Genomic DNA, 21,463 nt, shown 5'->3' with positions numbered 1-21,463 from the left:
AAAATACTAAGTAGATTAGCCGTCAGGAAAAATGACGATTACAGCCAGCACAGCAAGAAATCGATCATGCCCGCCAAAGATATTTTCCATAATTGCGTCAAAAATTCTCTAGTCAAAGCAGGCTGGACAATCACCCATGATCCCTTTCGGATTCGATTAACGCGCAAAAACCTTTTCGTTGACCTCGGTGCCGAGCGCCTAATCGCAGCCGATCGGGGCACAGAAAAAATCGCCGTTGAAATCAAAAGCTTCACCCGCGCCTCCGACATCAAAGATTTAGAAGATGCCCTCGGTCAATTTATTCTCTATGAACGACTCCTCTTGCGCTACGCTCCCGAAAGAACCCTTTATTTAGCTGTCACCCATTCAGTCTACAAGACTGTTTTTGAAGAAGAAGCTGGCCAAATACTACTAGAAGACAAGTTAATTCGCTTGTTGACATTCGACCCTAATCAGGAGGTGATTAAGCAATGGATTTCAACTTAGACACCGACCAATCAATCATTCAGAAAATCTTCAATAGCTACATTGAATTCTTAGGAACCAGTGATGATGTTCAGCTAGAAACAATCATCGACACCCAAAATCACCATTATCTGTTGGTTGAAGTCGGCTGGCACAATGGGCAACGCATCTATGGCACACTCCTACATATTGACATCATTGATCACAAGCTTTGGATTCAACAGGATGGCACAGAAGAAGGAATCGCCGATGAACTAGTCGCCTTAGGAATTCCCAAAAATCGCATTGTCCTAGGATTTAAACCCAGCGATCGCCGTCAAATCACTGAATTTGCTGTTTCCTAAACTGCTTGTCGGAACCATCACTCAGCACTGTCCGAAACACCCAATCTGGAGCGTTGACCATGCCAGCCTCCCCACCCCAATCAACCATTCAGCTAGAATCGATCAACCACTCATCCAGCATCATTCTTGACCATTGGCAGCGCGGAACCTGGGAAGAATTCATCGCGATCGCCCAACAAACCAACCCCGATAATTGTCAGAATTCGCGAGGCTACTACTACAACGGATGGATGCGCCTAGAACCCACTCGATCGGGTGCGGATCAAGCACGTAGCCATGCCATGGTTGCCAGCCTGGTCGGCTTGTACGCAGCCCTTGCACCAATGAAGCTGGCGGGCTACGTGAATCCCATTATTCAACGGTGTCAACACCAGCAAGCACAACCACACCTAGCGTTTTATATCGATCGCGACCTCAAAGACCTGCCAACCGGCAATGCACCGATCGACCTCGATCGCTTTGATCCACCCACCCTCGTAGTAGAAGTTGGCGCAAGTAGCTTTGCCGATGATGTGGGCATGAAACGGTTGCTCTACGAACGGCTGGGCGTGGCGGAATATTGGGTGGTGAACGTCGAAGCGCGATCGATCATTGGATTTGCGATCGCCGATCGGGGCAGCCGAGAAATTCAAGTCTCCCAAGTGTTGCCCGGTTTAGAATTGTCGATCATCACCGAAGCGCTGCAACGGCTCGATCGCGAAGATGACGGACAAATCACTCGCTGGCTAATCGATCAATTCCAGGAGAAATCTTGAGTCAAAATGCCAAAGTTATCGATTTCCTACTTGGTCATCTGCCCCATTTTCTGGCTAGAGCATCAGCTAGATTGGGAACACCATCCACTCCTGCAAAATATTAAACAAAATATCAAAACCGACGGAATTTCACTGATCAATTAAGGTGCATTTTCCCAATCAGGAGAAAGGGCACGGAAATTAAAGAAGTCAGCGCGGGGATGACAACGAATGCAGGTGCTGAGTTGAACGGGGTCTGGTAGCTGAACGCGGGGGTGCAAAGCCTTGAAAGTGGTGGTTCTGCCAACGCGGTAGTTAATTTGTTCGTTGTTTTCGGCGGGGCGTGAATATTCTTTCAAATAGTTCCAAATGATTTGGAGGCTGGGATCTCGGGGTGTCTCGATCGTGGTTCCGTAGTGGTCGCGATCGCGAATCAGATTTCGCCAAACCTGACTGGGCATCAATCCTGGGGGCACGCCGATATGACAGGAGGCACAATTTTCCAGGTACAGTTCTCGCCCCAGCGTGAAAGAGGGCGCAACGCGATCGATGTCGCCGTTGGGGTCGATGAGCACCGATCGCTCGGCTTGGGCGATGACCGATTGGCCAGAATCCGCGATCGGGAGCGAACTCGGCGCGATCGCCCGGGCCAGCCCGACCCCAAACAGCATGGCCAGCAGTGCCAGCAAGAGCGCAACCCCCCAGGATGCACGCCGCGATCGGATGAGATGCCCAAATTTGCTGTCTGCCATGCCCGATGGTTGCCGTGAAGGATTTAGAGGAAAGAAATGGGTGGGAGCTAGTCTACGGAAATCGTTTGCAGGAGCCGATCAACCACCGTGCGGGCGTTTTTGCCCCCAGCGGGAATCAGACGGTGCGCCAAAACCGAGAGCGCCAATTGTTTCACGTCATCGGGCAAAATATAATCCCGATTCTGCAAGAAGGCGAGGGCTTGGGCGGAACGTTGCATGGCAACCGCGCCCCGGGGACTGACTCCAAGGGTGATTTCGTCATCTTGGCGGGTCGATCGCACCAGGCGCAAGATATAGTCCTGGACTGCGGCGGAAACCTGCACTTGGCGACAGGCCTTTTGCAGTTCCCGCACCGACTCCAGCGTAATGCAGGGTTGCAAATCTTGGTCGATCGCCCCCATCTGGTGTCGCTGCAACATCCGCAGTTCATCTTCCGCCGACGGATAGCCTAGGGAAAAGGACAGGGCAAAGCGATCCATTTGGGCTTCCGGCAGCGGAAACGTCCCTTGATACTCGATCGGGTTTTGGGTCGCAATCACAAAAAACGGCTCCGGCACGGGCCGCGACAACCCATCCAAGGTCACCTGCCGCTCTTCCATCACTTCCAACAACGCCGCTTGGGTGCGCGGTGTGGCCCGGTTAATTTCATCGGCCAACAGCACATTGCTGAAAGCGGGCCCCGCCACAAACTCGAATTGCCCCTTTTGGGGATTCCAAATATTAGTACCGGTCACGTCGGCGGGCAACAGGTCGGGGGTGCATTGCAAGCGCTGGAACTTACCATCAATCGATCGCGCTAGGGACTTGGCCAACAGCGTTTTGCCCACCCCGGGCACATCCTCCAGCAGCGCATGGCCACCCCCCAGCAACGCCACCAACACAAGCTGGATCGCCCCATCTTTGCCAACGATCGCCCGTTGGAGATTGTTCTGAAGTGCTTGCAGTGCCTGTTTGTGCGACTCGATCGTCGGCGAACTTTCACCCATAATTCAATCCTAAAATTTGGCCGAATTGGGCCGAACTTGGCAACGCCAGCTCCAGAGCTTCCGCCCTGAGGGTGCAACCCCAAGGACATGGCCCCAAGCCATCGGCAAGCCATCGGCAAGCCATGAAACTGTCGGCCTGAAGGCGGCGGAGGGGCTGGGAAACCAAGCCTTCCGTCAGCTTAACTTAAGGGAACGGCAGTGAGGTGATCGCGGGCCTGTTGACGATCCTGCTCAATTTGAGTTTTCAGGTCTGCCAAAGATGCAAACCGCTGCTCTGGGCGCAGAAAATCAACTAACTCGATCGTCACCCATTGTCCATACAAGTCCCCTGACCAATCCAGCAGATGCACCTCCACGGTCACCGCCGCCTGTTCACCGACCGTGGGCCGCCGACCAATATTCGTGACTCCCGGCCGCACGGAACCATCGGCCAAGGTGACCCGCACCGCATAGACCCCCAATCGGGGCAGTAGTTTTTCCGGGGGAATGGTTAAGTTGGCTGTCGGGAAGCCCAATTGCCGTCCCAGTTGTTGACCCGCTTCCACCCGTCCGGCGATCGCGTAGGGCCGGCCCAGGAGCGCTTGGGTCTTATGCACATCCCCATCCCCAAGGGCGGCCCGAATCCGGGAACTGCTGATGCGCCCTTCTTGGTCAGACATCAGCGACACAATTTTGACCGGCACGCCAAATTCGGCGGCAATTTCTCGCAGGCGATCGGCTGTTCCCGATCGACCCCGGCCAAAATGAAAGTCGGCCCCCACGGCGATCGCCCGGGCCTGCAAGCCCCGAATCAGGATCTCCACCGTAAAATCTTCGGGGGTTAAATCCGCCAGCGATCGACCAAAGGGCAAAATCACAAATTGCTCAATGCCCAGGTGATCGAGCACCTGCGCCTTCTCATCCATCGGCGTGAGCAAAGGGTGCGATCGCCCACTGAAAAACGCCTTGGGGTGGGGCGAAAAGGAAACCACCGTGCTCACCGGCATCGAACCTGGCTCAGCGGCAGAATCACTTGGGTCGATCGCCGGGCCATTCAAAATGGGCGCAATTACCCGTTGGTGACCCCGATGCACACCATCAAAATTACCGAGTGCGATCGTGGTCGGCGACAGTACCGAATCCAGTGCAGACGTGATCCAAACCAATAGGACTCTCTAAGCTCCCCGAACAACAAACTCCTGCGAGCTGCGCCCTCTAGATCGATCGACAACCTAGAGTGATGACCTAGACCGAGATCCAGGTTCATGACTCCGATGCATTACCTAGCTCAGGACTGGCTAGCTCAAGACTTACTAGCTCAAAACCCGATCGCGGCAATCTCAGCTTAGTCCAGGTGTGCAATCTAGGGATGGCTGTCAGTCATCTAGGCGAGCACCGTCACCTCTGGGCGAATGGTCGGTTGTTCCGGTCGTCGGGGGGTCAGTTGAATTGTCATCCCCTCCATTGCAATCAACGCATGGGGGAAAGCCGCCGCCGCCTGCCGACCCATTTCATCCAAGAAGGCATCCGTGTGCAGAGGATCATGATGGAAAATGACCAACTGGTCAACATTGGCCGCCTGCGCCACCTTCACCGCCTCTTGCCAGGTGGAATGGCCCCAGCCCACCTTGCTGGTCTTAGGCGAATTGTATTCATCATCGGTGTAGGTGGCATCGTAAATCAGCACATCCGCATCCTTGGCCAGGTGCAGCACGTTCTCATCCAGGCGATCGGAAAAATGTTCCGTATCGGTGACGTAAGCCACAACTCGCCCTTGCCAGGTGATGCGATAGCCCACCGCTTCGCCAGGGTGATTGAGAGACGCATTTTCCACATGCAGATCATCGATCGCGATCGTGTCTCCCACCTGCATGTCATAAAAGGCCAAATCCGCCCCCATCACTTGCAGGGGAACCGGGAAGTTGGGATGCAACATTTGGTCGTTCATGCGCTGCTTAATCGTCGCCCCATTGGGCGCGGGCGCTCCATAGATGTGGAAGCGATTGCCCTTGATAAAAGCAGGCACAAAGAACGGAAAGCCTTGAATGTGGTCCCAATGACTGTGGGTGAAGAACATGTGGGCTTCAACGGGCATCTCGGCTAGCATGGACTGCCCCAAGACCCTTAACCCCGTACCACCATCAAAAATCAACCGACGATCGCCCACGCGCATTTCGACACAGGGGGTGTTACCGCCGTATTTAACCGTCTCAGGGCCGGGGCAGGGAATACTGCCACGAACACCCCAAAAGCGGATCTGGAACTGGCTGTTCGGACTGGACATGGGTAAGCGGATAAGCCAAATTTCAGTGCAGAGTGACGCTCCCCGATGCCATACAGCCTAGCGCGATCGGTCGCATGACTGGGGAAAACATTGCGGTGGGTCAGCAGATGGAGATTCAGGCGGAATTCATACGGAGCATGACCAACGATGTTTGCCGAAAGCATTGCCGAAAACAACCGACGGTCGCAGCCCGGCCCTAGGCATAGATTGCATTGCTAAGGAATGCATCTCTAGAATTTTCAGCAAGAATTCCCAGTGAGGAATCTTGGCTTGAAGCTCTAGATTGACTTTGCATTAGGCCAATTGATGCACAGGGATTCGCAAGATGCAAGGTGGTTGGACTGTCACCCAGGTAGAGTCTGGTGAAACCAAAACTAGAGTAAAGCCGCATTCGCACAGGCGAGGTGATTTAAATCAAAGCTTGTCCCGATTGCCGTCAGATTTGTAGTCTGGGATAGCATTTGGGCAATTCTAAAATTTTCATCGACCTAGAGCTTTGACCCAGATCCTCGACCCAGATCCTCGCCTCAGATGCCAAAGCTATGTTGGGCCCTGAGCGGCTCCGCAACCTCTGGATCCAGATCCTGAATCCGGATGACGGATTGATCAGACAGATCAATCAGCAAGCGTGAAATTCCAGCAGCGCTGGGTGACTTCGATTGTGACCCGTTGGGCCCCGATCGTGCCAGGTTATGACCCGACAACTATATTGACCTAATCTGACTCAATTGGGCACTAGCCGTTTTGACGAATCGGAACCGATGGCGGGTGGGGGTTGCCCAAGGAAGCGATCGAACCTGAACCTGTTGAACCTCCCAGCATCTTAGCTGACATTCTCCGCCGGCCTGTGAGGGAGAACACAGGCGATCGGGGCAATTTCAGCAAGGATTTAGGGTAGGTTATCCCTCGTTTCGCAGATTGGGGAACAGCGTCCGGAATCCTTAAGGCTTCCAGCGCAATTCCGACCCAGATGATTTGGGCCAAGCGCCATCGCCAAACCTCATGGCCCAGACTTGGCTAGGATCCCTGTGGTCAAGATCTGCCGCTAGACATCGGAGCCGTCTTTGGTTCATTCTGGGTCTGATCTGACCGGGCTTGATTGGATTGGAGGACAAGCGGAGGCTAGCCCCTACCATTGGCTTGGGCTGAGTCCACCGATCGGGGGTCATCCTGGAGTCATGGCCTGAGAGCGATGACTGGGGAGCGATGAACTTGGGGAGAACTGCTGGGGCGTAAGTCTGCCTGGGCTGTGCCTCTGTTTAAGCTTTCCTGGAGATCTCCATTTTTGATCCCTGCGCTGTTGACTGCGGGTGTGGCTGATCGTGATCCAACTGCTACTTAGTCTATTGAATTGCTCTAACCAGTGCCATTAGGAGACCATTTACCATGCGATCGCGCACTGTCCGAGAGGGGGCCGTTGGTCTGCTGGTGCTATTGGGACTGGGGCTGGTTGCGGTGCTGAGTTTGTGGCTCAGTGAAACCTATTTGGGTCGTCGTCCCTATCGTTTAATTGTTGAGTTTGCCAATGCCGATGGGCTGAAGGTTGGCTCGCCGGTTTTGTTCCGTGGTGTACCGGTTGGCAAGGTGACGGACATCCGGGCGGCTTCCAATTCGGTTGATGTGGTGATTGAGGTTGAAAATCCGGAGTTACGAATGCCTCGCCAATCCTCGGCGGAAGTCGATCGCACCGGGTTGATTGGCGAAGCATCGTTGGCCATTCGTCCCCTCAACGACAGTCGGCCAGTGCCCACGGTGGGGCCGGGGCCAGCCCAAGGGGATTGTGATTCCCAGTTGCTGCTTTGTGGGGGCGATCGTCTGGTGGGCAGCCCGCCCATTAACTATGGATCGCTGATTCGGGCGATCGTCAAAATTGCGGATTTGATTACGGATCCGACGTTTCAAGGCAAGGTCGATCGAGCCATGGGCAACCTCAACGCCACCACGGCCGAAATTCGCCAGCTCAGTCGAGATGCGGCCAGTTTGGCGCGGTCTTTGCAGCAGGAGGTGCGCACCTTTGGCAACACCGCCCGTTCGATCGCCCGCACCTCAGACACCATTAACCGCGCCACGGGCAGCACCACCACGGCCATTGTCCGCACCGCCAATTCCCTGGAGCAAACCAGTACGAGCGTTAATGGGTTAATTGTCAGTAATCGAGGAAATTTGAGCCGAACGCTGACCAGCTTGGCGGAAACCAGTGCGAGCCTGCGCAATGCGTTGGGAGAGGTTGCGCCCGCCATGCGTCAATTACGCGGTAGCAACCTGCTGCAAAATCTGGATGCGCTGACGGAAAATGCGGCCCAAACGGCGGCCAATTTGCGGGACATCACGGGGGCGATTAAGAGTCCCCAGAGTCTGTTCATGTTGCAACAAACGGTGAATTCCGCGCGATCGACCCTCCAAAATCTTGAGAAAATCACCAGTGATTTGGATGAGCTGACGGGCGATCCACAATTTCGCAGCAGCTTGCGGGTGATTATTACGGCGCTGGGGCAATTTCTGGCCACTACGCAACAGCTTGAGGAACAGGTGCAAGCTCCGGCCCCGGGGCCGGAACGGGCAACGCCGCCCGCCAATCGATCCACCAACCGGCCCGCTAACCGATCCGAGAGTGAACCGGATGTGGATGTGCGGTTTGAGCGTTAGTGGCTTGAGCGTTAGGGATTTGGGCGAGTGTTCGTGAAGAAAGCCGATCGGCCGCTTAATCTGCTTCGGGAGCCTCGTAGTCCGGGGGAAAATCCGCTGCGGGCCACAACAATCGCAGACCCATAATCGCAAACCCGATCGCGGCGGCGGCCTTCACCAAGCGGGTGGGCAAAAGTTGGGCCGTGCCCTCGCCGATCACAACCCCAATCAGGCTGGCGAACACCAGGGCGGCCGCCGTGCCCGCAAACACGGCTCGGGGCGATCGGGAACCGCCACTGAGGGCGATCGCGGCCAGTTGGCTCTTGTCGCCCAACTCCGCCAAAAACACGGTGATAAAACTCAGTCCCAGTAATTGCCAGTTCATTTCCCTACCCTCCAACCATGGCTTCCCACAACAGGGAGACGGATACCATCAACAGAATTGCGCCCACGATGGTTTCCAAGGTTTTGATCGACACCCAACGAGCCAGGAGCTGACCCAACAGCACACCAACCAAACTGGTGGAAATGAGGGCGATCGTGGCCCCCAAAAACACCACCCAAGGTTGATGGGACTCAGCAGCCATCAGCAGAACAGCCACTTGCGTTTTGTCCCCAAATTCCGCCAAAAAGATGGCGATGAAGGTGGAGGCAAAGGCGCTGAGGAAATTGCTGCGGGCGCTGGTGGCGGGCGATTGGGCCGCTGATGGGCGATCGGGTTGTGCCTCGGACTGGGCCGGGGTGAGGGCAGAAGGATCAGACAAGTTCACGGGATCTCGTAACGGCGGCGGGAAACGGCGAAAACAAGGCGAAAACAAATGAGATCAGCAGAAATCAGCAAGAATTAACGCTAATTTTCACAGTGCTTTCATTTTTGATGACCCTATTCTATCGCTGATGTAGCAGATGGTTTGGGGAATTGCGGTTCAGGAATTCCAGCGGGCTGAGAACTGGATCAATGGGAGCCGGGCCATGGCCAACCGGCCCTTCAGAGGCAATTGATTTGACCAGTTCCGCCACAGCGGTGAGTTTGGTGAGTTTACGGAATGGGTGCGCTATGGTTGGGGCGATCGAGCGTTGCCGGAATTACCGAAACCGGACGGCGGCGATCGATCCAACGGGCCAACGGCCCAACAGTGGTGTGAAGGAGACAATCGAACATGTTAGTGCAGCAACAGCCGTCCCTGACTTGGTTGCAGCGCGAGCGGGCCTGGGTGGAAATTGACCTGGCGGCCCTGCGCCACAATGTGCGCCACCTGAAAACCTGGGTGGGCGATCGGGTGGAATTGTTGGCGGTGGTCAAGGCCGATGCCTATGGCCACGGGGCGGCGACCATTGCCCGATCGGCCCTGGCGGCGGGGGCCCAATGGCTGGCCGTGGCCACGATCGAGGAAGGCGGCCAACTCCGAGAAGCCAACATTGATGCACCCATTTTGGTGTTAGGCGCAGCTCACACCGCTGATCAGATCAAGGCGCTGCTGCATTGGAAACTGCAACCCACCCTCTGCACCTTGCAACAGAGTTTCACCTTTGCGGAGGTGCTGAAATCCTTAGGGCGATCGCTGCCGGTACACCTCAACATCGACACAGGCATGGCCCGGCTGGGAACCCGCTGGATGGAAGCCGCTGATTGGGCCCAATGGGTTGCCCAAGCGCCGCCCCTGCGCCTGGCCAGTTTGTATTCCCACTTCGCCACGGCCGATGAACCGGATCCCACGGTGATGCGGCTGCAATATCAGCGATTTCAGGGATTTTTGCAGGATTTTTCCGAACGGGCCCGATCGAGCGGCCTGACCCTGCCCAAAATTCACATGGCCAATTCCGCCGCCCTACTGGCCGATCAGGCTTACCACTTCGATCGGGTGCGGGCCGGCCTGGCGCTTTATGGCTTGGCCCCCGCACCACACCTGGCTGGTATTTTGCCCCTGCGGCCGGTGATGAGCATCCGGGCCCGCATCACCCAACTGAAGACGATCGAACCCGGTGAGGGGGTGAGCTATGGCCATCGTTACGTGGCCCAGCGGCCCACCCGGGTGGCTGTGGTCGGAATTGGTTATGCCGATGGAGTGCCGCGCAACTTGTCTAACCAAATGCAGGTTTTGATTCGCGGGCGATCGGTTCCGCAGATTGGGTCAATCACCATGGATCAGTTGATGTTGGATGTGACAGACTTTCCCGGCGATCTGATGCCGGGTGAAGTGGTCACCCTGTTGGGAGAGGATGCCGGCCAGCAAATTCGGGCAGAAGATTGGGCTGATCGCCTGGGAACCATTTCTTGGGAAATCCTTTGTGGCTTTAAGCATCGCCTACCCAGGATTACGGTTAATGATTAATAGGAGGTTGAAAGATTAATAGGGAGCTGAAATGAGCTGATGGCGGCAATTGCAGGATTTTGGAGAAGCTTTCGCAGATACTAAAGAAATCCTGCTTAACCTTGCGCCCCATCCCGCCCAATGACCTTTCGGGTAAAACTCTCGCTTCATGGTCGCCTGGCAACGGAGGGACTGTTGGCCCGCTTGGACTTGTGGCGCAGCCCCCATCACCAACAAACTTGCGATACTCGCCTGCCGCCCGCACCGGAATTGGTTCAAGTGGCCACGGAATTTTGGGACTTGTGGGCGAGTTATCCCAACCTGCGAATTAAGGTGAAGGGCGTTCAGCGACAGTTGCCCCTTTCTTTGCATCGTCAACAGTGCCAACTCGCGGCCGATCGCCTGCAAACTCTGTTTAACAACTGGTTGGAGGGGGAAAGCTTTCGGGAAATTACCCATGAAATTCTGCGATTTAGCAATCCCGATGATGATTTGTGGCTGTCGATCGCCACGGACGATCGCCATGTGCCAAGGCTGCCTTGGGACGAATGGAAACCCCTGAAAAGTCACCGGCTTGCCTGGGGCTGTTGTCCAACCAGTGGCAAAACACCACCCATTCAGGCGCGATCGGCCCCTAGGGGCTTGGTTCGGATTTTGGCGGTTTTGGGCGATCGGGAGGATTTAGACCTGGATCCCGATCATCAGGCCCTTCAACAACTGAGCCAAGCGGGGCTGGCGGATGTGCAGTTGCTGGACGCTCCGACTCCTGAGCAGTTTTTTGATGCCCTGCGCGATAACCAACCGCAAGTGCTGGTCTTTGCGGGCCATGGCTATCCCGGAACTAGCAGCCGATCGGGTCAGATTGGCCTTAACCTGCGGAACAACATTTCCGTAGAAAACTTCAGCCATGCCCTGGAAGGCGCAGTTCAGCAGGGTTTGCAACTGGCGATTTTTAACTGTTGCCACAGCGTGGACTTGGCGGAAGCACTGCATCGATCGCACCTACCGGCCGCCATTGTGATGCGGGCTTCGGTTCCCGATCTAGTCGCTCAACATTTCCTTAAAGACTTTCTGACTCACTACGCCCAATCGCGGTCGCTGCCCCTATCTCTGTACGAAGCCCGTCGATCGCTCCAACGCTCCAGCGCCCAATATCCAAGGGCCGATTGGTTGCCGCTGGTCTTTCACCATCCCCTGTTAGATTTGCCCACTTGGCCCGATCGCTCCCACTCGGAAGCTGATTTCCAAAGCTGGATTGAACCCGTTAGCCCCAGTGCAGCTCGGCCCAGCAGCGATCAGCCACTGAGGCAGGATCCAATCCAGAAATTCAGCCAGGAACCCAATCAGGAAATCAGTCAGGAAATCAGTCAGAAATCAAGCCAGGAATTAGATCAGGAAATCAGTCAGAAATCAAGCCAGGAATTAGATCAGGAAATCAGTCAGAAATTTAGTCAGGAATCTAGTCAGGAATCTAGTCAGGAGTCAAATCAGAAATTAAATCAAAAACTAAATCAGGCACTGAGTCCAGAAAACAATCAGCGTCCAGAAAACAATCTGCAAATTAGCCCGAAAGTTAGCCCCAAAATTAGTCCGAAACCGTGGCAACTAGTCGGGCAGTCCCTTTTAGCCACGGGGATCACCATTGGCCTAGGCGGCATAATTCAAACCCCGGAATTTTGGGTTTATGATGCAATGTTGCAGCAGCGGCCGTTGGAATTACAAGATCAACGTATTTTGCTAGTCACGATTGATGAGAATGACGTGGCTTATCAAGATCGTCAAGGTTGGCGACGGATTCCAACGGCAGATGGCGGGTTAAATTCCTTGGCTCCGGAGGCCTTGGTCAAGCTTCAGGAGCGACTGGCCACCCTGAAACCCAGCGTCATTGGAGTGGATATTTATTACCCCTGGCCGCTGACCTCCGCTTGGCAAAAGCGCCTCTGGTCAAATCCTCGGGTGGCGGGTCTGTGCAAATTAGCTGACCCAACGGAAGATACTTCGGAAATTCCGGCCCCAGTGGGCTTGACGCGCGATCGGGTGGCTTTTTCTGACCAAGCCAGTGATTCAAAAAGGGTGGTGCGACGGCAACTTTTGGCCATGGCGGTTCCCCAGTCCAGCCAAGCTTGTCAGGCTACCTATAGTCTGAATGCTCTGTTGGTGGATGATTACCTGAAGCAACAGAGGGTGGCGTTTCAATCCGTGGGCGATCGATGGCGGTATGGTTCCGTTACGATTCCCCAAATTACCGCCGGAGCGGGGGGGTATGGGTGGTTTGATGACCAAGGCAATCAACTGCTGTTGGCTCCTCGGCGGGCGGATTGGGTGCGTTTGCCCCTGCGAGAGGTGTTGCAAAGTACCGATCGAATTCCTTGGACTGGTCAACCCAACCCGATCGTATTAATTGGTAATATCCAAGCCAGCTCTGAGGATCGGTGGAAACTGCCGGGTGGGCAGGAGATTCCGGGCTTGGAGATTCAGGCTCACGGCATCAGCCAACTGATAAGCGCGGTGCTGGACAATCGCCCCTTGCTTCAGGCGATCGCTTGGCCGCACAAGTTGGGGTGGATTTTGCTTTGGGCGGGTCTTGGGGCAGGGCTGTTGGCGGTTGGGCAGGCAAGGAACCCGCAGCCTCGTTGGTGTGATCGATTTTGGATCGGGGCGATCGGCTCGCTGACGGTGGGGGCGATCGGGATGATCAGTTTTTTTTGGGCGGCTTGGTGGTTACCGGTGGTGTCGCCCATGGTGGCCATGGGCTTGGTGTTGTTGCCAGTTCCCGGGAGAAAGGGCTGTTCCCAGTTCTCCCGATGGCTTGGCCTGGTGCAGCGACTCCCTAAGCGATTGCTGAGGTCTTCTTGAGGGGCATGGCTAGGCGATCACCCGGTTTGGGTTCCAGGATTTGGGCTGCCAACCCTGCTCCCTGCAATTGGGTCTGAAGCTCGGCAGCATTGCCCTTCGCCCGCAACAGGGACACCAGCAGACCTTCGTATTGCACATCGCCCGCCGCTGCCGTCGGTAACATCACTTGGGGCCGCAGCATGGTTGCCAGCTTCAAGGCGCTGTTGGTTCCCTGAATAATCGGCAAGAATCCCCCGATCGACAGATCCATCAGCGGGCAAAGGGTCACATCCACCGGCCCCAACTCGCTCAACTCCGCCGGGTGATAGCCGTGGGGTTCATAGTAAAGACTTTCGCCGGTTTCGGGCCCCGCGATCGCCCGCAGAATGTAGCCGTTTTCTAGGGTTTTGGGCCCCGTAGGGGAGCCGGTGGTGGCGCGGATGGCCACCTGTTGATCCAGCGTCCAAGTTTGACCGTGATCAAGGGCGATCGCCGTTTGGAATCCCAACTGTTCGGCGACCTTGGCCGCGCTGGGCGATCCCAACACCGGCACGGTGCGATCGATCTGTTCCAAGGTGGGGCGATGGGCGTGATCCTCCAGCCCTTGGGACAGCAAAACCAAGTCCAAATTGGCGGGAATTGGACGGGGGTTGGGATGGGTGGCCTTAAAAAACCAAGCGGCATTCCCAAACATCAGCGGCCCCACAAACCAGGGATCGAGCAAAATGCGCTTGCCCGCCAGTTCAATTAACCAGCTATTGCTATCAAACCAAGTGAGGTGCATGGGTGCGATCGGGAAGTTTGCGAGTGGATCTGCCTTGTATCGTAGCGCTGGATTTTGACTGTCGATCCTGTTCCTCATCGCTCGTCCACTGGATGGCTAACTGGCGCGATCGGCAAACGTTCGATCGTCCTGCCAACCGCGATCGAGCAAACCACGCAGGGCCCGCCGACAAATATAAGCCGTGGCTCGGGTGGCAGACTCCCGCTGCCAACGCTGGCAACAGTCCCAAACAAACTGCGGCTGCGATTTGGCCGCGTCATTGAGCCAATTGGCGACGCTGTTTTGCACATACCGTGCAGGATCCGCCCGCAGGGGTTCCAGCAGCGGCAACCCTAAAGATGGCTCGCGCTTCAGGGCTTGGATGTGCGCACACCACACGCCCCGCGGCCGGGTTAACTCCGTGGCGAACCGACGCAGATTGGCCGATGGGTGAAGCGTCCAGGGAATTAACTGGGCGATCGCCAGTTCCAATTGATGGGCCGCATGGGGCCGCAACGCCATCCAAGCCCACTCCCGCACATTAGCGTTGGGATCGTCCGCTAAGTTGGCGATTTGGGCCAGGCGATCGGGCAACGACAGCCCCGGAGCCAAGCCCACCATCATTGCAGCCCAACTGCGGGCCGTGTCACTGCGGTGGGTGGCAAATCGCTCCGAACCGGCCAAACCATACCGATCGAGCAGCAGTTGCCCGACAATTTGCATCCGAGCCTTGATTTTCAAGTGGTCATGGGCGGTCACCTGTTCCAAAATCGGCGCTCCCACGTCGGGGGCGATCGCCCGGAGCAGTTGCCCATGGTTGATCGCCAGCACTTCCGTGAGGGTCACCGCCTCCAGCGTCCCGTGGTTCAGTTGCTGCAAAATAGCCGGGGCAATTTCTGCGATCGACTTCGCACCGGTACGCGCCGGAGCCGGGGAAACGGGACAAGTTTTCATGCCAGATATTGTCATGCCAGATACCAGTGGGTGAGGTCAGCCGGGGAGGTCAGGCTTGGATCCAGCAGCCGATGCGACCACCTGCACCAGATCCTAGTGAGGCGATCGCCCAAAAACAAATTTCAGTCAGAAATTCCAATCAGGAATGGGCTGCCCCTCGCGCCAATGGCTGATTAACCCCGAAAACTGCGGCTAGGGAACCTGTCAATCAACTGACCAATTACTGACCCATGAATCATGGGTTCAATGAGCACTGATTCAGGATGAATCATCCGGTGATTTCAAATGCTTTAAACACCTTTTTTTCAAGGAATGTTTTAAAACAACATCAAAGTCAAAAATGATTGCGATCGGGCCAGCATTCCGCTAAAACTAGTGACTGTCGTGGGCAGTGACACCCATCAAAGTTGACGAAACCGGCTGGGTTCATCGAACTCGCGGGGGAACTCAAAAGATTGGGTTGCTGCCAACTCCCGATCGCCCGGGGAGCCTTGGCCCAAGATTTTGTTCTGCATGGTCATCGCGTACCCCATCCCTGGCCCGATCGCCCGATGGTCGAAACTCAAACCGACCATTTCTAGATGCCCGAACACTAATGAACCCTTCAATTTCTCAAGGCTTCAATTGCCCAATATTTCAACAGTGAATGATTGAATCATTGGATGATGGAAAATTTTGAGAGATTCTAGTCAGGCTTCATTAGTCCTGCGCAGTGCCCCTAAATATCTAACCTGACTCAACAATTCATCTAAGATTCCTTGGATTCAGTTGAATGAATTCATTCAATTCGTCCATGCTTGTTCATGAGCTGAGGGTCATTGACCAAAGTTTGTGAACCCGATCGCCAATCATTCTGTTTTTCTGGGCAAAGTCTCTAGCCAGTTTTCGAGGGAGCCAGAGGTGCAATTAACTTCCGGCTCGCTTAGGCTGCTGTGAACTGGAAAAACTGAAAACTCGCGATTACCCATTGCGATGATTGGTGAACATGGGCTGATGATTGATCGAGAATCAATCTTTGAATTGTTGTGAGATATGGCGGCTATCTGTGTTGGGCAAGGGTGATTTTTGCTGTTTTGCTGCCTGGAATAATTACTACGATGGCCAAAGTCGAGTGGAGCGATCATTTCTGTATTGGTGACGATCGAGTGGATCAGGAGCACCAAGACATTTTTGAGTTAGTGAATGAGTTGCAGAGTGCTATCGATCGTCAGGAATCGATGGACCAGCTAGCGATGATGTTGGAAAAATTGGCTGAACACACGATCGCCCATTTTCAGCATGAGGAATCACTCATGCAGGATCATGCTTATCCGGGACTCGATCGCCACAAGCATTGCCACGATCGCCTAATTCAGAAAGTGACCAAACTGATTCAGCAGTTTCAAACGGGTGAAACCAGCGCTATTCAGAATCTGATGAATTTCCTAGCTGATTGGTTGCGCCACCACATCAAGGGCGAAGATCAGAAAATGATTCAGTTTATGCAACAAAAGCACCACCAACTCACGACGGTCGGTAAAGCAGGTGAACTGATTGGGATTTAATGGGAAATTCATTGGGAATTCATTGGCCTTTGATCAGGAATTGGCTTGAAAATTTGCCAAAGATTCCACAATGACCCGAGCAACGGTTTCCGTCGAAAAGTGCTCCATGGTGGTGGCGTATCGATCGAATTGTCGATCGATGCCCATCACCTGTTGAATCGCGGTTGCCAGGGCCGTCGCGTCCCCGATCGGGATTGTTTGCACTGCGGGTAATTCACCAAAATCCACCGTGGAACCCACCGCTTCAGTGGCAATGAAGGGTAAGCCCGCTTGCAGACCTTCGTTAATCACCAATCCCCAGGTTTCTCCTGCCCGATTAGAGGGCAAAATCAGCACATCTGCTGCTAGGTAAAAGGGGGGTAATTCCTGCTGATTCCGAAAACCTAAAAACTTGACTGCCAAGTCCGGCATAGTTTCCGCCTGGGCTTCCAGTTGTGGTTGCAATTCCCCAGCGCCCAAATACAGAACTGCTAATTGGGCTTGTAATGCTGGGGGTAATTGGGCGATCGCCTGAAGAATTAAACCGGGATTTTTTTTGGGAATTAATTTACCGCTAAAGAGCAAAACAGTTCGCTCTGGATTAAGCCAAAGGGCGGCGCGGGTTTTGGCCCGAATCGTTTGTTTTTTTTCAGGAGATAAATCTGCGAACCGATCGGGCACGCAGTAGTAAGCCATGGCAATTCGGCTGGCGGGGATGCCGTGACGAATCAGGTGCTCGCGGTTCAGGGAGCCGATCGCCACGGCCGAATCAAACAGCCCATACAGCAACCGATAAACCAGCGATCGCACGAGGCTTTTCCAGCCCTGGCGCGGCACTGCCTGATCATTGGTTTCCACCCGCAAACTGCAAGGAATTTTCCGAAATTTGGCGGAAATGACAGCGGTAACAGCTCCCTTATAAATCAAGCTGTGAATCAGCAGGTGATCGGGTTTTTCTTGGCGCAAGAGGGCCGGAAAACCGGTGGCTCGCAAACTCCAAAAACCTTTGGGTTGCTTTGTTTGGTTGGGATTCAAAACGACCGATCGATAGCCATTAAGTAGGGGTTCATCCCAAGCAATACTTTGGCCAAACTCCCGATCGCGATAGCCCTGAATTGAAAAATCCGAGAGATAAACCACCAACAATTCATCACCTCTGGCGGCCAATTCTTGGGCCATGCACCGAAATACCGGAGCGTGATATTGCACCGGATGGGAAGCCAAAACCAAAAGCTTCATTGTTAGACCTGTGAGACCTATCTATTGCATTCGATCGACAATGCGATATTGCACCGCTTCAGCCACGTGGCCCGGTTCAATCGTCTCGCTTTGTTCTAAATCCGCGATCGTTCGGGCCACTTTCAGGATCCGATCGGTCGCCCTTGCCGATAATCCTAACCGTCGAATTGCGTTTTCCAATAGCGATCGAGTTTGATCCGTCAGGGCACACCAGCGGCGAATCTGGCGACTTTGCATTTCCGCATTGCACTGCACGGGCGATTGCGATTCCTCTTGGGCAAAGCGAGACTGGGCCACCTGCCGCGCCGCCAACACCCGATCGCGCACGGCCGCCGAGGGTTCTCCACCGCTCGATCGGGTCACCTCTTCCGGTTGCAACCGATTCACCACCACCTGCAAATCAATCCGATCCATCAGCGGCCCCGACAGCTTGGCCCAATAGCGTTGGCGCTGCATGGGCGAGCAGGTACAGGCCTGCACCGAATCGCCGTAATAGCCACAGGGACAAGGGTTGGTGCTGGCCACCAGGGTAAACCGCGCCGGAAATCGCACCGTTTGCCGGGCCCGGGAAATGGTCACGCAGCCTTCTTCGAGGGGTTGGCGCAAAAACTCCAGCACGTCCCGCTTAAATTCCGTTAGCTCATCCAAAAACAACACTCCTCGATGGGACAGGGAAATTTCTCCCGGTCGCGGAAAGCTGCCACCACCCACCAGCGAGGGACCAGAGGCGGAATGGTGCGGACTGCGAAAGGGGCGATCGCGCACCAAGGTTCCCCGCTCCTTCAGCAAGCCAGCCACCGAATGAATTCGCGTCACCTCCAGGGCCTCCGCAAAGGTCAACCGGGGCAAAATACCCGGCAACCGCTGAGCCAGCATGGTTTTGCCACTTCCCGGCGGCCCCACAAAAATCAAGTTATGGCCACCAGCGGCGGCAATTTCCAACGCCCGCCGGGCCTGGGTTTGGCCCTTCACATCAGCCAAGTCCAGCAACGCCAAGGGATCGGGCGATCGCCCTTCTGGGGGCGGTTGATGCGGCGCGATCGTTTGCGGTTGGTTCAAAAACCGCGCCACCTCCGACAAATGCTCAAACCCATAAACCTTTAGCTCCCGCACGATCGCCGCTTCGTCCGCATTGGCCGCCGGTAACACCAAGCCCACAATGCCCAACTGAGCCGCTGCCGCCGCGATCGCCAACACACCCGTCACCGGCCGCAAGGCTCCATCCAGCGCCACTTCTCCCACAAACAAGTGATCCCCCAACAGGGCTGCGCTCACTTGTTCAGAGGCGGCCAAAATTCCCACCCCGATCGCCAGGTCAAAACTCGGCCCCTCTTTCCGCAAATCGGCCGGAGCCAAATTCACAACGATTTTGCGCATGGGATAAGCAAATCCGGCATTTTTCAGGGCCGCTTTCACCCGTTCGCGAGATTCTTGCACCGCCGTATCCGGTAGCCCCACGATCGCAATTCCCGGCATCCCATTGGAGACATCCACCTCCACCCCCACCTTCACCGGGTCGATGCCCACCAAGGCCGCACTCCATACTCGGGCTAACATCGATTCCCGATCGCCTCACATTTTTGTGCAAAATCCAGGCTTTAGTGTATCAGCAGCGCCGGTCTCTCGCGAAACGATCTAATTCACTTGTCGGTTTATGATCAGTAAGTTTCTATCCTTAAAGACTCAAGAGGTGTTTGTTGAATTATTCTTATTTAGTACCTTTTTTGATTTATTTAACTATTAATTTAATGATTAATTTTTACTTTAACTTTTGTTGATTTATTTTACTGAATTAAATTACCAATTAGATAAAAAATAACCTAATGAATCAACCGATCATGACTCAATGATGGTTTGTTGGTTGCAATTATGGTTCAGCAATTCAGTAATCAAGAATTTTTTCGGGTATCAAAACGTACCTAGTATTAATATTTCTTGACACAATCGAATTGAACTGATGGCCACAGGAATTCGCTGGATTGATTCCTTCAGCACGCCCCCCTTGATAGACGGAATCTTTCGCCATTTCCAGGAACTTGGATTACCGTAAAGCGAAGATGCAATCTTTCCTGTGGCAGTTTCGTTCCCGTCCTGGGCCACAGATCCGAATCCCTCACCCTTGAGCTTTGAACACCCGAGCCATCCTGGCGATCGCGAATCAGTTCCTATGGTCAGCTCAGAAATTCCACTGACACAAGTTTCATCTCAGTCCCTACCTGTACCCGTGCGCCGCAAGTTTCGTCTCCGTACCACCCTAGTTTTGCCCTTTTTAGTCGAGTTAGTAACCGCCGTGGGGTTGGTGGGTTGGCTGTCGTTTCAGAGCGGCCAGGAAGCGGTGCGGGATTTGGCCAACCAATTGCGCAATGAGGTGACAGCCAGGGTGAGCGATCGGGTGCGATCGTATGTGGAAACTCCCCAGTTGGTGAATCAGGTGAATCGCGACGCGATCGAGCTGGGAATTATTGATTTACAAAAAATTGCCGAAGCTCGCACCTATTTTTGGCGACAAACGATCACCTACAAAAACATTGGCTATGTGGGGTTTGCCAATCAACAGGGACAATATTTGCGGGTGGGTTGGATCAATCGCCTTTCCACAACCGAAACGCCCCAAATTGCCGAACAGCTCGTTCCCGGTGGCGGAAACTTAAACTATTACGAAATTGACGAAAAAGGGCAACGGGCCAAGTTAGCCAAAAGTGTGCCTAATTATGATGTGCGCAAACGGCCCTTTTACGAAGTGGCGTTCAAGGCCGGGAAACCCACCTGGAGCAAAATTTATCTCAACTTTGGCAATCCCCTGTTGCAGATTAATGCCAGCTTGCCCATTTACGATCGCAACGGGCAGCCTGCGGGCATCTTAACCAGCCAATTTGGTACGGATCAGATTCGCGGCTTTTTGCAGACTTTGAAAATTGGGAAAACGGGTCAGGTTTTTATTGTCGAACCCAGCGGCGAGCTGGTGGCCACTTCCTTAAAAGATCAGCCCCTTTGGGTGGAGCAGTCCCAAAAAGCCAAAAAAGAACTACAACGAGTCCATGCGCTCCAAAGTAACAATCAGCTTTTGCGATCGAGCGCTGAGTTCTTATATGGTCAATTTGATCAACTCTCAAATATTCAGCGCGATCATCAGTTTGAATTTTGGCTAAACAATGAACGTCAATTTCTGCAAATTTCGCCCTTCAAGGATGCCTATGGATTAAATTGGCTGATTGTGGTGGTGGTTCCTGAATCGGATTTCATGGCCAAAATTAATGAAAACACCAGAAACACGATCGCCCTTTGCTTTCTAGCGCTTTTAGTTTCGGTTCCAATTGGAATTTTAACGGCCCGTTGGATTACCCAACCCATTTGTCGAATTGCCCAAGCTTCGGGAGAAATGGCCAAGGGCAATTTAGAGCAAACCGTTGCCAGCAGCCCGATCATTGAAGTCGATCGCCTGGCAGATGCTTTCAACAGCATGGCCACCCAACTTCAGCAGTCCTTTGAAGAATTGGAGCAACGGGTGGAGCGGCGCACCGCTGAACTGCGCAAGGAGAAGGAGCGATCGGAATTATTATTGCTAAATATTTTGCCCAGTCGGGTGGCGGATCAGCTCAAGGATTCCAACGAATCACCAGCGGAACAATTTGAAGAAGCAACGATTCTTGGTCGTACGTCAATCTAAT

Annotated in this window: 18 protein-coding genes; 8 read left to right on the top strand and 10 right to left on the bottom strand. The window is 54.2% G+C overall.

Annotated features, from left to right (window positions below):
* The first annotated feature begins 66 nt into the window (after nt 1-66).
* Genes AMR42_RS02690 through AMR42_RS02680 form a run of 3 tightly spaced genes read left to right on the top strand, consistent with a single transcriptional unit; the run spans nt 67 to nt 1,564 of the window.
* Entirely contained in the window at nt 67-486 is a 420-nt protein-coding gene (locus tag AMR42_RS02690) for an element excision factor XisH family protein (protein WP_099531937.1), read from the top strand.
* A complete protein-coding gene (locus AMR42_RS02685; protein ID WP_099531936.1) occupies nt 471-809 on the top strand; it encodes a XisI protein in 339 nt (112 codons plus the stop codon). The genes AMR42_RS02690 and AMR42_RS02685 overlap by 16 nt, the downstream gene beginning before the upstream one ends.
* A gap of 59 nt (nt 810-868) precedes the next feature.
* Entirely contained in the window at nt 869-1,564 is a 696-nt protein-coding gene (locus AMR42_RS02680; RefSeq protein ID WP_099531935.1) for a Uma2 family endonuclease, read from the top strand.
* Nucleotides 1,565-1,704: 140 nt separating this feature from the next.
* On the opposite strand, the gene AMR42_RS02675 is transcribed toward AMR42_RS02680, so the two are convergent.
* From AMR42_RS02675 to AMR42_RS02660, 4 genes are all read right to left on the bottom strand, one after another.
* A complete protein-coding gene (locus AMR42_RS02675; protein WP_099531934.1) occupies nt 1,705-2,295 on the bottom strand; it encodes a diheme cytochrome C in 591 nt (196 codons plus the stop codon).
* 47 nt (nt 2,296-2,342) lie between these two features.
* Nucleotides 2,343-3,281 carry a MoxR family ATPase gene (locus tag AMR42_RS02670; protein ID WP_099531933.1) on the bottom strand — a complete coding sequence of 313 codons (939 nt, stop codon included), beginning with the start codon at nt 3,279-3,281 and terminating at the stop codon, nt 2,343-2,345.
* A gap of 179 nt (nt 3,282-3,460) precedes the next feature.
* Nucleotides 3,461-4,426, bottom strand: coding sequence for a bifunctional riboflavin kinase/FAD synthetase (locus AMR42_RS02665; protein ID WP_099531932.1), 966 nt, complete (start codon nt 4,424-4,426; stop codon nt 3,461-3,463).
* A 218-nt stretch (nt 4,427-4,644) separates the two neighbouring features.
* Complete coding sequence (locus AMR42_RS02660; protein WP_099531931.1) at nt 4,645-5,544, bottom strand: MBL fold metallo-hydrolase; 900 nt, start codon at nt 5,542-5,544, stop codon at nt 4,645-4,647.
* A gap of 1,386 nt (nt 5,545-6,930) precedes the next feature.
* Here AMR42_RS02660 and AMR42_RS02655 point away from each other — a divergent pair.
* The gene (locus tag AMR42_RS02655) at nt 6,931-8,190 is read left to right on the top strand and encodes an MlaD family protein (protein WP_099531930.1); all 1,260 of its coding nucleotides are present in this window, start codon (nt 6,931-6,933) and stop codon (nt 8,188-8,190) included.
* Between the two features lie 55 nt (nt 8,191-8,245).
* On the opposite strand, the gene AMR42_RS02650 is transcribed toward AMR42_RS02655, so the two are convergent.
* Both AMR42_RS02650 and AMR42_RS02645 read right to left on the bottom strand, forming a co-directional pair.
* Nucleotides 8,246-8,554 carry a TMEM165/GDT1 family protein gene (locus tag AMR42_RS02650; protein WP_099531929.1) on the bottom strand — a complete coding sequence of 103 codons (309 nt, stop codon included), beginning with the start codon at nt 8,552-8,554 and terminating at the stop codon, nt 8,246-8,248.
* A gap of 4 nt (nt 8,555-8,558) precedes the next feature.
* Nucleotides 8,559-8,939 carry a TMEM165/GDT1 family protein gene (locus AMR42_RS02645; RefSeq protein WP_190528402.1) on the bottom strand — a complete coding sequence of 127 codons (381 nt, stop codon included), beginning with the start codon at nt 8,937-8,939 and terminating at the stop codon, nt 8,559-8,561.
* A gap of 390 nt (nt 8,940-9,329) precedes the next feature.
* Between AMR42_RS02645 and alr the strand changes: the two genes are divergently transcribed.
* Both alr and AMR42_RS02635 read left to right on the top strand, forming a co-directional pair.
* Complete coding sequence (gene alr, locus AMR42_RS02640) at nt 9,330-10,502, top strand: alanine racemase (protein ID WP_099531927.1); 1,173 nt, start codon at nt 9,330-9,332, stop codon at nt 10,500-10,502.
* Between the two features lie 120 nt (nt 10,503-10,622).
* Nucleotides 10,623-13,337: a CHASE2 domain-containing protein gene (locus AMR42_RS02635; protein ID WP_099531926.1), complete on the top strand. Its 2,715-nt coding sequence runs from the start codon at nt 10,623-10,625 to the stop codon at nt 13,335-13,337.
* On the opposite strand, the gene AMR42_RS02630 is transcribed toward AMR42_RS02635, so the two are convergent.
* Both AMR42_RS02630 and AMR42_RS02625 read right to left on the bottom strand, forming a co-directional pair.
* Complete coding sequence (locus tag AMR42_RS02630; RefSeq protein ID WP_099531925.1) at nt 13,312-14,100, bottom strand: MBL fold metallo-hydrolase; 789 nt, start codon at nt 14,098-14,100, stop codon at nt 13,312-13,314. The genes AMR42_RS02635 and AMR42_RS02630 overlap by 26 nt on opposite strands.
* A 96-nt stretch (nt 14,101-14,196) precedes the next feature.
* Nucleotides 14,197-15,048, bottom strand: a complete 852-nt coding sequence (locus tag AMR42_RS02625; RefSeq protein WP_199858063.1) for a hypothetical protein — start codon at nt 15,046-15,048, stop codon at nt 14,197-14,199.
* Nucleotides 15,049-16,130: 1,082 nt separating this feature from the next.
* Between AMR42_RS02625 and AMR42_RS02620 the strand changes: the two genes are divergently transcribed.
* On the top strand, nt 16,131-16,577 hold the full coding sequence (locus tag AMR42_RS02620; protein WP_099531923.1) for a bacteriohemerythrin: 447 nt from the start codon (nt 16,131-16,133) through the stop codon (nt 16,575-16,577).
* A gap of 33 nt (nt 16,578-16,610) precedes the next feature.
* Here AMR42_RS02620 and AMR42_RS02615 read toward each other — a convergent pair whose 3' ends face one another.
* Together AMR42_RS02615 and AMR42_RS02610 are read right to left on the bottom strand one after the other, a co-directional pair.
* A complete protein-coding gene (locus AMR42_RS02615; RefSeq protein WP_099531922.1) occupies nt 16,611-17,795 on the bottom strand; it encodes a glycosyltransferase family 4 protein in 1,185 nt (394 codons plus the stop codon).
* A gap of 21 nt (nt 17,796-17,816) precedes the next feature.
* Complete coding sequence (locus AMR42_RS02610) at nt 17,817-19,352, bottom strand: YifB family Mg chelatase-like AAA ATPase (protein ID WP_099531921.1); 1,536 nt, start codon at nt 19,350-19,352, stop codon at nt 17,817-17,819.
* Between the two features lie 514 nt (nt 19,353-19,866).
* Here AMR42_RS02610 and AMR42_RS02605 point away from each other — a divergent pair.
* Nucleotides 19,867-21,462, top strand: a complete 1,596-nt coding sequence (locus tag AMR42_RS02605) for a cache domain-containing protein (protein WP_143472904.1) — start codon at nt 19,867-19,869, stop codon at nt 21,460-21,462.
* Nucleotide 21,463 lies beyond the last annotated feature (1 nt).

The sequence above is a fragment of the Limnothrix sp. PR1529 genome (genome assembly GCF_002742025.1).
Taxonomy (GTDB): domain Bacteria; phylum Cyanobacteriota; class Cyanobacteriia; order CACIAM-69d; family CACIAM-69d; genus CACIAM-69d.
This window is presented reverse-complemented; position numbering and strand designations above follow the sequence as displayed.

Coding starts and splice junctions, on each gene's coding strand:
- AMR42_RS02655 (WP_099531930.1), top strand. CDS start 6,931: ATGCGATCGCGCACTGTCCGAGAGGGGGCCGTTGGTCTGCTGGTGCTA.
- AMR42_RS02650 (WP_099531929.1), bottom strand. CDS start 8,554: ATGAACTGGCAATTACTGGGACTGAGTTTTATCACCGTGTTTTTGGCG.
- AMR42_RS02685 (WP_099531936.1), top strand. CDS start 471: ATGGATTTCAACTTAGACACCGACCAATCAATCATTCAGAAAATCTTC.
- AMR42_RS02615 (WP_099531922.1), bottom strand. CDS start 17,795: ATGAAGCTTTTGGTTTTGGCTTCCCATCCGGTGCAATATCACGCTCCG.
- AMR42_RS02610 (WP_099531921.1), bottom strand. CDS start 19,352: ATGTTAGCCCGAGTATGGAGTGCGGCCTTGGTGGGCATCGACCCGGTG.
- AMR42_RS02620 (WP_099531923.1), top strand. CDS start 16,131: ATGGCCAAAGTCGAGTGGAGCGATCATTTCTGTATTGGTGACGATCGA.
- AMR42_RS02680 (WP_099531935.1), top strand. CDS start 869: ATGCCAGCCTCCCCACCCCAATCAACCATTCAGCTAGAATCGATCAAC.
- AMR42_RS02630 (WP_099531925.1), bottom strand. CDS start 14,100: ATGCACCTCACTTGGTTTGATAGCAATAGCTGGTTAATTGAACTGGCG.
- AMR42_RS02635 (WP_099531926.1), top strand. CDS start 10,623: ATGACCTTTCGGGTAAAACTCTCGCTTCATGGTCGCCTGGCAACGGAG.
- alr (WP_099531927.1), top strand. CDS start 9,330: ATGTTAGTGCAGCAACAGCCGTCCCTGACTTGGTTGCAGCGCGAGCGG.
- AMR42_RS02625 (WP_199858063.1), bottom strand. CDS start 15,048: ATGACAATATCTGGCATGAAAACTTGTCCCGTTTCCCCGGCTCCGGCG.
- AMR42_RS02670 (WP_099531933.1), bottom strand. CDS start 3,281: ATGGGTGAAAGTTCGCCGACGATCGAGTCGCACAAACAGGCACTGCAA.
- AMR42_RS02675 (WP_099531934.1), bottom strand. CDS start 2,295: ATGGCAGACAGCAAATTTGGGCATCTCATCCGATCGCGGCGTGCATCC.
- AMR42_RS02690 (WP_099531937.1), top strand. CDS start 67: ATGCCCGCCAAAGATATTTTCCATAATTGCGTCAAAAATTCTCTAGTC.
- AMR42_RS02660 (WP_099531931.1), bottom strand. CDS start 5,544: ATGTCCAGTCCGAACAGCCAGTTCCAGATCCGCTTTTGGGGTGTTCGT.